Here is a 12687-nt window from a genome sequence, read left to right as displayed (position 1 = left end):
CTCCTGCGTCCTGTCCCTGCTGTGCCGCACTCGACCCTACAATGGACTTTGTCCAAGTCAAGTGAACATCCAAAGTCACACCTGTTCGGGATACGGGCCCGCGACTGCTACCCTGACCCTCATGAGCGACCTGTTGGAACGACTGCGCGGACGCGGCTGGCGGATGACCGCGCAGCGACGCGTCGTGGCCGAGGTCCTCGACGGGGATCACGTGCACCTGACCGCCGACGAGGTCCACGCGCGCGCAGTGACGCGCCTTCCCGAGATCTCGCGCGCGACCGTCTACAACACGCTGGGCGAGATGGTCACCCTCGGCGAGGTCCTCGAGGTCGCGACCGACGGCCGCGCCAAACGGTACGACCCGAACGCCCACCGGCCCCACCAGCACCTGGTCTGCGGCCGCTGCGGCGCGATCCGCGACGTCCACCCGGGCGGCGACCCGCTGGCGGACCTCCCGGACACCGAGCGCTTCGGCTTCACGATCTCGAACGTCGAGGTCACGTACCGGGGCATCTGCCCGAGCTGCGCCACGACGGCCTGACGAGACACCGAGATGGCCCCCGCTCCGGCGGGGGCCATTTTCATGCCCCGTGCATCAGCGCGGGTACGACGAAGGGCCTTCGTTGCTACTGAGTAGCGGGGACAGGATTTGAACCTGCGACCTCTGGGTTATGAGCCCAGCGAGCTACCGAGCTGCTCCACCCCGCGTCGGTGAACCTGACTCTACGGGACCTCCCCCGACCAGCGCAAATCCGTTGCCGCGCGGCCCCCACAGGCCCTAGGCGGTCAGTTCCTGGTGCAGCGCCTCGCTCAGCCGGGCCGCCCGCTCCGCGACCTCCGCCGGGCCCAGCTCCACCGCGCGGGCGCACCAGTGGCGCCCTTCGGTCAGCTCCCCGCGCCGGGCCGCGAGCAGCGCGAGCCGCAGCGCGGCACGGCCGTGCCCGGCCCGGGCCGCCCTGGCCCACCAGAGGGCGGCCTCGCGCTCGCTGCCCTCACGGGCGAGCAGCAGCCCGAGGTTGAAGGCGCCGTTGCGGCTGCCCGCCTCCGCCGCCTCGCGGTACCAGCGGTCGGCCTCGGCCAGGTCGCCGCGCCCGGCGGCGAGCATCCCGACCCGCACCTGGGCGCGCCGGTGGCCCTGCTGGGCGGCCCGCTCGTACCACTCCTCGCACTCGGACTTCTCCTCGCGGGGCGCGCCGAGCACGGCGGGGCCGGGCTCGGGGCGGCGCGCGTCGAGCACCGAGGCCAGCCGGAAGGCGGCCTCGGCGCTGCCGCCGCCGGCCGCGCAGCGCAGGTGCCGCTCGGCGGTCCGCTCGTCGCCGTCCCTGAGGGCCGCGATGCCCACCTGGAGGGCCGCCTCGGTGTGCCCGGCGGCCGCGGCCCGCTCGTACCAGACGAGGGCCGTGCGGTCGTCGTCGCGGCCCGCGTGGAGGATGCCGAGGTTGAAGGCGGCGTCCACGCTGCCGGCCTCGGCGGCCTTGGAGAACCAGGGCTCGGCGCCGTTGGCGTCGCCGGCCTGGAGGAGCAGCACGGCGAGCGCGTTGGCGGCCTCGCGGTGGCCCGCGTAGGCCGCGCGGCGGTACCACTGCTCGGCCTGCGGGATGCGGTCCTGGGCGGCGCAGAGCAGCCCGAGGTTGTAGGCGCCGTTGACGTCGCCCGCGTCCATGGCGGCGCGGTACCAGCGCTCGGCGGTCTGCTGCTCGCCCCGGGCGGCGTGCAGCGCGCCCAGCGCGTTGGCGGCGTTCCCGTCGCCGTCCTGGGCGGCGCGCAGCCACCACACGGCGGCGCTCTCCTCGTCGCCGGCGTCGCGGAGCAGGAAGCCGAGCGCGCAGGCGGCCTTGGCCTCGCCCTCCTTGGCGGAGCTGAGGTACCAGCGGCCGGCCTCCTTGAGCTCGCCCCGGTGCTCCAGGATCGCGCCGAGGTGGAGCGCGGCCCGCCGGTGGCCGCGCGCGGCGGCCTGCCGGAACCACTGCTCGGCCTCGGTGGGCTCTCCCCCGGGCTCGCCGGGGGCGCCCGCGGGCGCGGCGGTTCCGGCGCCCGTGGCGGCGCCGCCGGGCACGAGCGCGCCGGTGCCGGGCGTCCTGAGCCGGGTGCCGGTCTCGTGCGGGCCGCGGGTGGTCTCGGTGGCGCGGCGCTCCAGGGCGAGGGCGAGCCGGTAGGCGGCCTCGCGGTGGCCCTGTTCGGCGGCAGCGCGCAGCCAGCGCTCGGCGCCGACGTCGCTGCGGTGCTCCAGGAGGTCGGCGAGAGCGTACGCGCCGAGGGCGTGGCCCTGCTCGGCGGCCTGGCGCAGCCAGTACTCGGCGGCGGGTTCGTCGCCGCGCTCGCGGTGGTGGCGGCCGAGGGCGTGGGCGGCGGGCGCGGAGCCGGCGACGGCGGCGACCCGCCACCAGCCGGCGGCCTCCTCGGCGTAGCCGCGCTGGTGCAGCAGGACGCCGAGGTTGTTCGCGGCGGCCCGGTCGCCCTCGGCGGTGGCGCCGCGCAGATGGGGCTCGGCGCCGTCGAGGTCACCGCGGCGCAGCAGCAGCGCGCCGAGGGCGCTCATCGAGGCGAGGTCGCCGCACTCGGCGGCACGCCGGTGGCGGGCCTCGGTCTCGGTCTCGTTCTCGGTGTCGGCATCGGTCTCGGCGGTGGTGTCGACGGCCGCATCGACGGCCCCTACTGCCTCGATGATCTCGTCTGCGGCGTTTCTGGCGTGCCGCTGCACAAACCGCCCTGTCTCCAACAGAGTTGCCCTGTCCCCCATAAATACCATCGTCGCACCACCCGCAACCCGAGCACACCTGGTATACCGCAGCCAGTGAGGTCACTCAGCGTTTTGTCGACATGCCCACAGAGAGACAAGTCAAACACGACTCACGCCAACTCGCCCCTTCCCTACCGCGCTTCGGGCCCCCCGCGCACGCCGACACACGACGAGGGCCCGGATCCTTATGGATCCGGGCCCTCGTCCTCTGAGTAGCGGGGACAGGATTTGAACCTGCGACCTCTGGGTTATGAGCCCAGCGAGCTACCGAGCTGCTCCACCCCGCGTCGGTGAACCAACAGTACCACGGACGCGGGGTGGAAAACCCAGGTCAGCCGCCTGATCCCGGGGAGGGGGTGCTGGAGGGCGTACTGGAGGGCGTGCTCTTGGGCGGTGCAGGGGGCGCGCTCGCTCCGGACGGCTTGAGCTTCGCCCCGGCGTCCGCGGCCCGCTGGAGCGCGGCCTGGAGGTCCTCCTGGGCCTTGCCGTAGGCGGCCCAGTCCTGCTTCGCCAGCGCCGCCTCGCCCTCGTCGTACGCCTTCTGGGCGTCGGCGATGGCCTGCTTCAGCTGGGCGTCGTTGGAGGCCGGCGGCGGGTTGGTGGTGCCCGGCGGGGTCGTGGGCGTGGTGGGCGGCGTGGTGGGCGCCTCCACCCCGAAGACCGCGTTGAGCGCCTTGGTGAGGTTGTCCTCGAACACCGTGGTGTCCTTGGTCGTGTCACCCTCCGGCTGGTCCGCGTCCACGTACGACACGGCGACCTTCTTCAGGAGCGGGTAGAGCGCGTTCCTGCCCTGGGCGTAGACCGGTTCCACGTACAGGAATCCGCCGTCGAGCGGGACGGTCAGCAGGTTGCCGTACTGGATGTCGGAGTCGGCGCCCTTCATGTCCCGGACGAAGGTGGCCACCGACGGCAGACCGTTCAGCTTGCTCTGCACCTGCGCCGGGCCCGGCACGTCCTCGGTGACCCGCAGCAGTCTCAGCCGGCCGTACTCCTTGCTGGTGGCGTCGGCGTCGACCGCCATGAAGCCGCCCAGGTTGGGCCGTCCGTTCGGCGTGAACGTCGTCGTCAGCGAGAAGCGCTGGGACGTGTCCCCGGGCATCTTCATGCTCAGGTAGTACGGCGGGACCGCGTTGCCGTCCTTGTTGGTCGGGTCGTCCGGCACCTGCCAGGCGTCCGAGCCGCTGTAGAACTGCGCCGGGTCGGTGACGTGGTAGCGGGTCAGCAGCTCGCGCTGGACCTTGAACATGTCCTGCGGGTAGCGCAGGTGCTGCATCAGGTCGGCGTCGATGTCGGACTTCGCCTTGACCGTGTCGGGGAAGGCCTTCATCCAGGTCTTGAGGACCGGGTCCTCGGTGTCCCACTCGTAGAGGGTCACGGTGCCGTCGTACGCGTCGACGGTGGCCTTCACCGAGTTGCGGATGTAGTTGACCTGGTTCTGCTGGGCGACGACCGCGCGCTGCTGGTTGCCGACGGTCAGCGAGTCGGCCGTGGTGTCGCCGAGCGTGGTGCGCGAGGCGTACGGGTAGCCGTTGGTCGTCGTGTAGGCGTCGATGATCCACTGGATCCGGCCGTCCACGACCGCCGGGTAGGCGTCGCCGTCGATGGTCAGCCACGGCGCGATGGCCTCGACGCGCTCCTTGGGGGTGCGGTTGTAGAGGATCCGCGAGCCCTCGCCGATGGCCCCCGAGTAGAGGATCTGCGGCTCGCTGAAGGCCACCGCGTACGCGGCGCGGTTGAAGGCGCTGGAGAGGCTGACGCCGCTCTTCTCCTTGTAGCTGGTGGTCTTCTCGCCGTTCTCCTCGTAGTCCAGCTCCTTCTGCGGGCCGCCCACGATCGAGTACTGGTCGGTCTTCTCGCCGTAGTAGATCCGCTGCTGGTACGTGCCGAGCTGGCCGGTCGTCGGCAGTCCGGCCTCGGTGAAGACCGGGGAGCCGTTGGCGTCGGTCTGGGTGCCCGAGGCCAGGATCGCGCCGAAGCCGTGGGTGTACGTGAAGTGGTCGTTGATCCAGTTCCGCTTCGGGATGCCCTTGATGTTGAGCTCACGGAGACCGACGACGGTGTCCTTGCCCTTGTAGCGGTCCACGTCCAGGGTCGTCGGGAACTGGTAGTACTTCCGCTTCTGCTCCAGCTGCTGGAACGTCGGCGAGACGATGTTGGGGTCGAGGAGCCGGTAGGCGGCCGCCGTGTCGGCGTCCGTGCGCAGCTGGTCCTTGGCCTTGACCGTCGACTTGCCCGAGTAGTTCTCGGGCTTCGTCCCGTCGATCGCGTACGCCTTGCGGGTCGCGTCGATGTTCTTCTGGATGTACGGCGCTTCCTTGGCCTGCTCGTTCGGCTGGACCTGGAACTTCTGCACGATCGCCGGGTACAGACCGCCGATCAGGATCGCGGAGAGCACCATCAGACCGAAGCCGATCACCGGCAGCTGCCAGGTGCGGCGCCAGAGCGTCGCGAAGAACAGCAGCGCGCAGATGACGGCGATGCAGAACAGGATCGTCTTCGCCGGCAGGTACGCGTTGGCGTCGACGTACCGCAGGCCCGTCCAGTTGCCGGTGGCCTTGAAGTCGCTGGACTTCACGGCCAGGCCGTACCGGTCGAGCCAGTACGCGACGGCCTTGAGCGCGACGAAGAGGCCGAGCAGCACCGAGAGGTGACCGGTGGCGGCGGCGGTGGCACGCGCGCCCGGGCTCGTGATCCGGAGCCCGCCGTACAGGTAGTGCGTGAGCGCGGCGGCGATCAGCGACAGGACGGCGGCGGCGAAGCCGAAGGCGAGCAGGAAGCGGTACCAGGGCAGGTCGAAGGCGTAGAACGACACGTCGAGCCCGAACTGCGGGTCCTTCTGCCCGAACTTCACGCCGTTGACCCACATGAGCCAGGTGCGCCACTGGCCCGAGGCGGAGGCGCCGGCGATCAGCGCCACCAGGGCGGTGACGGCGAGCAGCACCCACTTCTTGAACGGGGCCAGGCCCATCCGGTACCGGTCGAGGCTCTGCTGCTCCAGCGACATCGCGCTGAGCGGCGGCCGCAGCCGGTACGCCAGCCAGATGTTGAAGCCGACGGCGAGGCCCATCAGCAGGCCGAAGACCGCGAAGAGACCGATCTTGGTCCACAGCGTGGTGGTGAACACGGACGAGTACTCGACCGAGCGGTACCAGAGCCAGTCCGTCCAGAACCCGGCGAACATCACGAACGCCATGGCCAGGACGGCCAGCACCCCGAGAGTCATGAGCAGGGTGCGGGCCCGCCGGGACGGCCGGCCGACTCTCATCCTCGGCCCGGACGGGCTACCGCCCCGGTCCGGCATCTGGAAAGCCAACGTGCGCCCCTCGATGTTGATGCGTCTGAAAGCAGGCCCCGCGATCGTAGAGCCCACTGGTGCAACTTACTGAGGCTTTACCTAGTTCCCGTGTTCCGGGGAAGAGGAGGCAGGATATTGGTCATGTCCAACGTTTCCCCCTCCGGCCCGGCCATGGCCGCGAGCCCCCTCACCCGCGCGGTGCTCGAGATCGACGAGTACGCGGCGGGCCTCGGCTGGGACCAGCCGGCCCGCCTCTTCGCCCTCGTCGACACCGCCCGGCTGCGCGCCAAGGAACCCGCGCTCGCCTCCCAGCTGGGCCTGGGTCACGATGCCACCGCCTACACCCCGATCGAGCAGGAGAAGCTGCCGCGCGGGAAGCCCCTCGACGAGTTCCTCGGCACGATCGCCTGGCCCAAGGGCGTGGCCGGCTGCGCCATGACGGTGGAGCGGCTCATGCTGCCCCCGTCGGCGGAGGCCCAGGTCCCGCAGGGGCTGAACGAGAAGCAGCTCGCCAAGTGGGTGGCCGCGCACCCGGACCGGCAGGAGGTGCGGATGACCGTGGCGGTGCTGCGCGGCGGCGCGCGCGAGGCGGCGATCCGGCTGCGCGAGAAGGACACCGCGACGGAGGTGCTGACCGGCCCCGACCTGGTGCCGGGCCTCGCGGAGGCGCTGGCGGCGACGTTCGAGTCCTGAGTCCCTGCGACACGCCGAAGGGGCGCCCGCCGGTCCGGCGGGCGCCCCTTCGGCGTGTCGGTGCCCGGTTCCGCGGCCCCCGTGGTCGGTCGGCGCTTCGGTCCCCCGTGCTCAGCTCTTCGAGCAGCTCGGGAGGGCCTTCGTGTCGCCCTTGCGGAGCTTCTCCAGGGACTTCGTGGCGTCGTCGATGGTGTTCACCTTCACCAGGGTGAGGCCGTCGGGCGTGTCGGCGGCGGCCGCCGCGCAGTTGTCGGCCGGGGTGAGGAAGTACTCGGCGCCGGCGTTGCGCGCGCCCACCAGCTTCATCTCGATGCCGCCGATCGGGCCGACCTCGCCCGCGTCGTCGATGGTTCCGGTGCCCGCGATGAAGCGGCCGCCGGTGAGGCTGTCGGGGGTGAGCTTGTCCACAATGCCGAGCGCGAACATCAGACCGGCGCTGGGGCCGCCGACGTCGGCCAGGTTGATGTCGATCGTGAACGGGAAGACGTGGTCGGTGCCGGCCTGGATGCCGACGACGGCCCGGTCGCCCTCCTCCGAGGTGGTGGTCGTGATGACCACCTTCCGGGTGACGGTCGGCTCCTTGCGGGCCTTCTCGGCGGCGGCCGCCTCCTTGGCGGGGACGATCGTGAACGCGACGTCCTGGCCCGGCTTCCGCTTCACCACCTGCTTGGCGACGTCCGCCTGCGCGGCGATCGGCACGCCGTCGACGGCCTTGATCACATCGCCCGCGTGCAGCTTGCCCTCGGCCGGCGAACCCTTGACCACGGCGCCGACCACGACCCGGGAGACCACCGGGATCCCCAGCTCCTTCAGGGCCGCCACCTTGGCGCTCTCCTGGGACTGGCTGAACTCCTCGGCGTTCTCCTGGCTCGACTGCTCCTCGGTCTTGCCGTCCGGGTAGAGCGTGTCGTGCGGCACCACCACGTTGTCGTGGGCGAGCCAGCCGTAGACGGCCTCGACCGCGTTCATCCGGTAGTCCGCGCCGGTGACGCGGACCGTCGTCATGTTGAGGTGACCGTCGGTCGGGTAGGTCTTGTGTCCCGAGATCTGCAGGACGGGCTCTCCCCTGGCCTCACCGAGGGTGTTGACCGTGGGGCCCGGGCTCATCTCCGCGTACGGCACCGGGATCAGAACGCCCGCGATGAGCAGACAGATCAGGACCAGGGTGGAGGCGAGCATCGTCGCGGTGCGGCGTGGCATGGAACGACAGTACGGGACTCGCCTGTGGGTGCACCCCTGGGGCGGGTCCGTACGAGGCGGCCCGCGTCGGCGCTACGGCGAGGTGGTGACCGGGGCGGTGGCCGCAGCCGGTTCGCGCTCCGGTCGAGCGGAATCCGGTGTCGTGGTGTGGGCGCGTTCCATCGCGTCCCGGAAGCGGGCGTAGCCGGCGAGTTCGGCCACGTCACCTATGGTCTTGTTCCTCGAAGCCCAGCTTCCCCATATCGCCGCGCCGACGACTGCGAAAAGCGGAATCAGCAACCAGGCGAGCGCTGCCATCCCGACCTCCCATCCCCAGTGAGTTGATCAGCAGACTGTTTCATCTGTGATGTCAACGCTGGCGCTTGGGGGCCGGTTACGCAAATCGGGCGTTCGGCTACGCGGTGTCGGCGCGTCGGCTTGCGGCCCTCAGCAAGCCCCCACCCACTCCTCGGTGCCGTCCGAGAAGGTCTGGTGCTTCCAGATGGGGACCTCGTGCTTGAGGTCGTCGATGAGCTTGCGGCTGGCCTCGAAGGCCTCGCCGCGGTGCGGGCAGGAGACGGCGACGATCACCGCGACGTCCCCGACGACCAGATCACCCACCCGGTGGACGGCGGCGAGCGCGCGGACCGGGTAGTTCGCGACGACCTTCTCCGCGACCCTGCGCAGCTCCGCCTCGGCGGTCGGGTGGCAGGAGTAGCCGAGCCCGTCGACGTCGGCGCCGCCGTCGTGGTTGCGCACGGTGCCGACGAAGAGCGTCGTACCGCCGGAGGCGTCGTCACCGACCGCCCGGAAGACCTCGTCGAGGGAGAGCGGGGTCTCCCGGATCGCGAGGAGCTTGATCGGGTCGGCGGCGGCCTGCTCGCCGGGGTGGTCGTGCGTGTGTGCCATGGACCCATCGTGCCGTACGCGCGCGTGAACCCGGAATAGCGGTTTCGACCGGCGGTCGCGCGTCGCCGTAGGAGGGTCCTACAGACCGCCGGCCGGCCCGGTCAGATCCCGCGCCGCTTCCGCATCTGGCGGACCAGCGCCGCCGTGCCGAGCAGGGCCACCGTCGCACCCGCCGCGCCGGCCGCCGTGGCGTCCTTGCGGCCCAGGCGGCGGCCGGCGACCGTGTGGCGGCCCGCTGCCTCCTCCAGGAGCGCGGCGAGGACCTCCTCGTTCGTCCACTTCGGCCGCCAGCCGGCGTCGTGCAGCCGGCCGACGCTCACCACCCACGGGTGCATCGTGTAGGCGAGGTCGCCCGCCGGGGACGGGGTGAGCCCGATCCGGTGGAGCCGGGCGGCGGCGCCGAGGGCGACGGCGGAGGGCAGCTCCATGCGCCGGATACCGGAGAGCTCCTCGACCTCCTCCTGTTCGAGCCAGCCCTCGCAGCCGACCGCGAACTCGCCGTCGACCTTCTCCAGGGCCGCGTACTCCAGGGCGCTCACCAGGTCCTCGACGTGGCAGAACTGCCAGGTGGGCCGGGAGCCGGCGACGACGAGCAGCCGGGGCGACTCGAAGTAGCGGGTCAGCGCCGTGTCCGTACCGCCGACGAGGACGGCGGGGCGGACGACGGTGACGTTGAGGCCGGGGTGCGCGCGGGGCGCCCGGCGGCCGAGGCGCTCGATCTCCAGCATGTCGCCGACGCCGGTGGCCTCGGCGGTCGCCCTGAGCTCGGCGTCCTCGGAGAGCGGGATGTCGTTCTCGGGCAGGGCGCCGTAGACCATCGCGGAGGTGCACAGCACCACCCGGTGGACGCCGGCGGCCGCGGCGGCGGTCAGCACGGTCTGGGTGCCGCGCACGTTGTAGGCCGTCCGGGCGGCGGGGTCGGTCTCCAGGTCGAGATCGACGGCGAGGTGCACGACGACGTCGGCGCCGCGCAGCTTCTCGGCGATGGCCGGGTCGCGGACGTCGAGGACGTGCCAGTGCGCCTCGGCGACCTCGCCCCGGCGCTCGTCGATGGCGACGACCTTCTTGATCTCGTCGGAGGCGGCGAGGCGCCTGGTCAGCAGGTCACCGACACCGGACGCGGCACCGGTGACCGCGACGACGGGGCCGCGCGCGGCGGACCGGGTTGAGTGGTTTCGCGCTCCGCGAACCTGAGGATCTGGGGAACTCACCGGGCGTCTCCAGCGGTTGTCTTCAGTACGTACGCGGATGACGCGTACGGACCAGGTGGCGTCCATCCTGCCGCAGGGCACGGCCCGGCGGAGCACCGAGCCCATTTCCGGCCCGGATGTCGGAGGGTGTCCCGCCGACCGGGCCGGAACGGGGAGCGGCCTCCGGTGCGTGCGTGCCGGGCGTTGCGAGCCCGGCCCGGTCGGCGGGACACCACCTACGCTGGTGGTGTGCGGGTCTGTCTGACAGGCCTGGTCGGGCAGTCGCTGTCGGCAGGAGGCCGGCGGCCCTACGAGCCGAGGAAACCTGTGAGTGACACCCCATTCGGATTCGGCCTTCCGCCGGAGGAGCCGGAGAACGGCGACGAGGGCAAGAAGAAGGACCCCACCGGAGGTGGCCAGGGCGGCGGCAACCCCTTCGGGGCGAACCCGTTCGGTTTCGGCGGGCTGCCGGGCATGGGCGGCGCCGGCGGGGCGGACAACCCGTTCGCGGCGATGTTCGGCTCGCTGAACCCCAACGACCTGGGTGCGGCCTTCCAGCAGCTCGGACAGATGCTGAGCTACGAGGGCGGTCCCGTGAACTGGGACATGGCCAAGCAGATCGCGCGCCAGGTGGTGGCCCAGGGCACCGCCGACGGCACCAAGGACGCCAGCGTGGGCCCGGCCGAGAAGTCGGCGGTCGAGGAGGCCGTGCGCCTCGCCGACCTGTGGCTGGACGAGGTCACCTCGCTGCCCTCCGGGTCGAACACGGCGGTGGCGTGGAGCCGCGCCGAGTGGGTCGAGGCGACCCTGCCGGCCTGGCAGCAGCTCGTGGACCCGGTCGCGGAGCGGGTCGGCGCGGCGATGGGCGACGTCCTGCCGGAGGAGATGCAGGCCATGGCGGGCCCGCTGATCGGCATGATGCGCTCCATGGGCGGCGCCATGTTCGGCCAGCAGATCGGGCAAGCCGTCGGCGCGCTCGCCGGTGAGGTCGTCGGCTCGACCGATGTCGGTCTGCCGCTGGGCCCGGCCGGTCGTGCCGCGCTGCTGCCGCTGAACATCGAGGCGTTCGGCAAGGACCTGGGCGTGCCCTCCGACGAGGTGCGGCTGTACCTAGCGCTGCGCGAGGCCGCCCACCAGCGGCTCTTCGCGCACGTGCCGTGGCTGCGGGCGCACCTGTTCGGCGCGGTCGAGGGCTACGCACGGGGGATCAAGGTCGACACCTCGAAGCTGGAGGAGGCGGTGGGCCAGCTCGACCCGACGCATCCCGAGCAGCTTCAGGAGGCCCTCCAGCAGGGCATGTTCCAGCCGGAGGACACCCCGGAGCAGAAGGCGGCGCTGGCCCGTCTGGAGACGGCGCTCGCGCTCGTCGAGGGCTGGGTGGACGCGGTGGTCCACGAGGCCGCCAAGTCGCGGCTGACCTCGGCGGACGCGCTGCGCGAGACCCTGCGCAGGCGCCGGGCCTCGGGCGGTCCCGCCGAGCAGACCTTCGCGACGCTGATCGGTCTGGAGCTGCGTCCGCGACGGCTGCGGGACGCGGCCCGTCTGTGGGCCTCGCTGACCGACGCGCGCGGGGTCGACGGCCGGGACGGGCTGTGGGAGCACCCGGACATGCTGCCGACGGCGACCGACCTGGACGACCCGGACGGCTTCGTGCACCGCGAGCACCTGGACTTCTCCGAGATCGACAAGATGCTCGGCGAGGCGGCGAAGGGCGACGCCCCCGAGGACGGGGACGGCAAGGAGTGACGCTGTACGACGACGCGGTCCTCGTCCTGAAGGGGTACGAGGACCAGCCGGAGCTGCGCGATGCCTATCTGGGGCATCTCGCCGCCCACCCGGACGGCATGTACAAGCCCTGCACGGCCGGCCATCTGACGTCCAGCGCGCTGGTGGTCGACCCGGCGCGCGGGCGGGTGCTGCTGACCCTGCACAAGAAGCTGGGCATGTGGCTGCAGATGGGCGGCCACTGCGAGGAGGGCGATCCGACGGTCGAGGCGGCGGCGCTGCGCGAGGCGACGGAGGAGTCCGGGATCGCGGGTCTGACCCTGCTGCCGGGCGGTCCGGTGCGGCTGGACCGGCACCCGATCCCGGCGCCCTGCCACTGGCATCTGGACGTGCAGTACGCGGCGCTCGCCCCGGCGGACGCGGTGGAGCAGATCAGTGACGAGTCGCTGGACCTGCGCTGGTTCGCGTACGACGAGGTGGCGGGGGTGGCGGACACCTCGGTGGTCCGGCTGGTGGAGGGCACGCTGGCCCGGCTGGCCTAGCTTGATCTTTAACCTGTGCGGCGGGGCCGTGGGGTGGTCGACTTCTTGTTCCGGGACGTGGTGGTGCCCGTCTTGCGGGGTGTGTGGACGTCGTGGCGTGGGGTGGGCCGGGTGTTCTTCCGACCGGGTGGTCGTCCGGGTCCGGGGCGGGCAGATTTCGGTGCCTGGGCGGGGCAGGCGGTCCTCGGGCGGATGTGCCGAAAGTCGCGGCGGACACGGGCGGGGGTGAGCCTGTCTGCAGGAACGGGCCTTTCCCATGGCCGGCGCCGGTCGGCTGCAAGTGGCCGGGCCAGTCGCAGTTGGGTGTAGGCCGCGAGGATCAGCCAGGTCCAACGGTCGGCCGCCTCGGGGGTGCGGATCTTCGGGCGGGTCCAGCCGAGGGTCTGCTTGAACAGGCGGAAGGTGTGCTCGATG

10 protein-coding genes, 2 tRNA genes and 1 pseudogene are annotated in these 12687 nt (G+C 71.9%); 4 read left to right on the top strand and 9 right to left on the bottom strand.

Annotation, left to right across the window (positions count from 1 at the left end; translation table 11 throughout):
- Window positions 1-121 precede the first annotated feature (121 nt).
- The gene (locus ASD33_RS12770) at window positions 122-541 is read left to right on the top strand and encodes a Fur family transcriptional regulator (RefSeq protein WP_056558019.1); all 420 of its coding nucleotides are present in this window, start codon (window positions 122-124) and stop codon (window positions 539-541) included.
- 93 nt (window positions 542-634) lie between these two features.
- Here the strand turns inward: ASD33_RS12770 and ASD33_RS12765 are convergent.
- The 4 genes from ASD33_RS12765 to ASD33_RS12750 all read right to left on the bottom strand — a co-directional run bounded on the left by ASD33_RS12765 (window position 635) and on the right by ASD33_RS12750 (window position 6041).
- A tRNA-Met gene (locus ASD33_RS12765) sits at window positions 635-708 on the bottom strand.
- A 70-nt stretch (window positions 709-778) separates the two neighbouring features.
- Window positions 779-2749: a tetratricopeptide repeat protein gene (locus ASD33_RS12760; protein WP_056558017.1), complete on the bottom strand. Its 1971-nt coding sequence runs from the start codon at window positions 2747-2749 to the stop codon at window positions 779-781.
- 204 nt (window positions 2750-2953) lie between these two features.
- Window positions 2954-3027 (bottom strand) — tRNA-Met (locus ASD33_RS12755).
- A 44-nt stretch (window positions 3028-3071) separates the two neighbouring features.
- Complete coding sequence (locus ASD33_RS12750) at window positions 3072-6041, bottom strand: UPF0182 family protein (RefSeq protein WP_056558015.1); 2970 nt, start codon at window positions 6039-6041, stop codon at window positions 3072-3074.
- 135 nt (window positions 6042-6176) lie between these two features.
- Between ASD33_RS12750 and ASD33_RS12745 the strand changes: the two genes are divergently transcribed.
- Entirely contained in the window at window positions 6177-6728 is a 552-nt protein-coding gene (locus ASD33_RS12745; RefSeq protein ID WP_056558014.1) for a PPA1309 family protein, read from the top strand.
- Between the two features lie 111 nt (window positions 6729-6839).
- Here ASD33_RS12745 and ASD33_RS12740 read toward each other — a convergent pair whose 3' ends face one another.
- From ASD33_RS12740 to ASD33_RS12730, 4 genes are all read right to left on the bottom strand, one after another.
- Window positions 6840-7928, bottom strand: coding sequence for a PDZ domain-containing protein (locus ASD33_RS12740; protein WP_056558012.1), 1089 nt, complete (start codon window positions 7926-7928; stop codon window positions 6840-6842).
- A gap of 72 nt (window positions 7929-8000) precedes the next feature.
- Complete coding sequence (locus ASD33_RS34105) at window positions 8001-8225, bottom strand: hypothetical protein (protein WP_079044738.1); 225 nt, start codon at window positions 8223-8225, stop codon at window positions 8001-8003.
- A 129-nt stretch (window positions 8226-8354) separates the two neighbouring features.
- Window positions 8355-8816, bottom strand: coding sequence for a molybdenum cofactor biosynthesis protein MoaE (locus ASD33_RS12735; protein ID WP_056558010.1), 462 nt, complete (start codon window positions 8814-8816; stop codon window positions 8355-8357).
- A gap of 101 nt (window positions 8817-8917) precedes the next feature.
- A complete protein-coding gene (locus ASD33_RS12730) occupies window positions 8918-10027 on the bottom strand; it encodes an SDR family oxidoreductase (RefSeq protein ID WP_056558084.1) in 1110 nt (369 codons plus the stop codon).
- A 306-nt stretch (window positions 10028-10333) separates the two neighbouring features.
- Here ASD33_RS12730 and ASD33_RS12725 point away from each other — a divergent pair, with 306 nt between their 5' ends.
- Both ASD33_RS12725 and ASD33_RS12720 read left to right on the top strand, forming a co-directional pair.
- A complete protein-coding gene (locus ASD33_RS12725) occupies window positions 10334-11752 on the top strand; it encodes a zinc-dependent metalloprotease (RefSeq protein WP_056558008.1) in 1419 nt (472 codons plus the stop codon).
- Complete coding sequence (locus ASD33_RS12720) at window positions 11749-12273, top strand: NUDIX hydrolase (RefSeq protein WP_056558006.1); 525 nt, start codon at window positions 11749-11751, stop codon at window positions 12271-12273. The genes ASD33_RS12725 and ASD33_RS12720 overlap by 4 nt, the downstream gene beginning before the upstream one ends.
- An 8-nt stretch (window positions 12274-12281) precedes the next feature.
- On the opposite strand, the pseudogene ASD33_RS36275 reads toward ASD33_RS12720, so the two are convergent.
- Window positions 12282-12687 (bottom strand): annotated as a pseudogene (locus ASD33_RS36275) (transposase); the annotation flags it as partial.

Source organism: Streptomyces sp. Root1304 (genome assembly GCF_001426405.1).
Taxonomy (GTDB): Bacteria; Actinomycetota; Actinomycetes; order Streptomycetales; family Streptomycetaceae; genus Streptomyces.
This window is presented reverse-complemented; position numbering and strand designations above follow the sequence as displayed.

Coding starts and splice junctions, on each gene's coding strand:
- ASD33_RS12770 (WP_056558019.1), top strand. CDS start 122: ATGAGCGACCTGTTGGAACGACTGCGCGGACGCGGCTGGCGGATGACC.
- ASD33_RS12760 (WP_056558017.1), bottom strand. CDS start 2,749: ATGGTATTTATGGGGGACAGGGCAACTCTGTTGGAGACAGGGCGGTTT.
- ASD33_RS12750 (WP_056558015.1), bottom strand. CDS start 6,041: ATGCCGGACCGGGGCGGTAGCCCGTCCGGGCCGAGGATGAGAGTCGGC.
- ASD33_RS12745 (WP_056558014.1), top strand. CDS start 6,177: ATGTCCAACGTTTCCCCCTCCGGCCCGGCCATGGCCGCGAGCCCCCTC.
- ASD33_RS12740 (WP_056558012.1), bottom strand. CDS start 7,928: ATGCCACGCCGCACCGCGACGATGCTCGCCTCCACCCTGGTCCTGATC.
- ASD33_RS34105 (WP_079044738.1), bottom strand. CDS start 8,225: ATGGCAGCGCTCGCCTGGTTGCTGATTCCGCTTTTCGCAGTCGTCGGC.
- ASD33_RS12735 (WP_056558010.1), bottom strand. CDS start 8,816: ATGGCACACACGCACGACCACCCCGGCGAGCAGGCCGCCGCCGACCCG.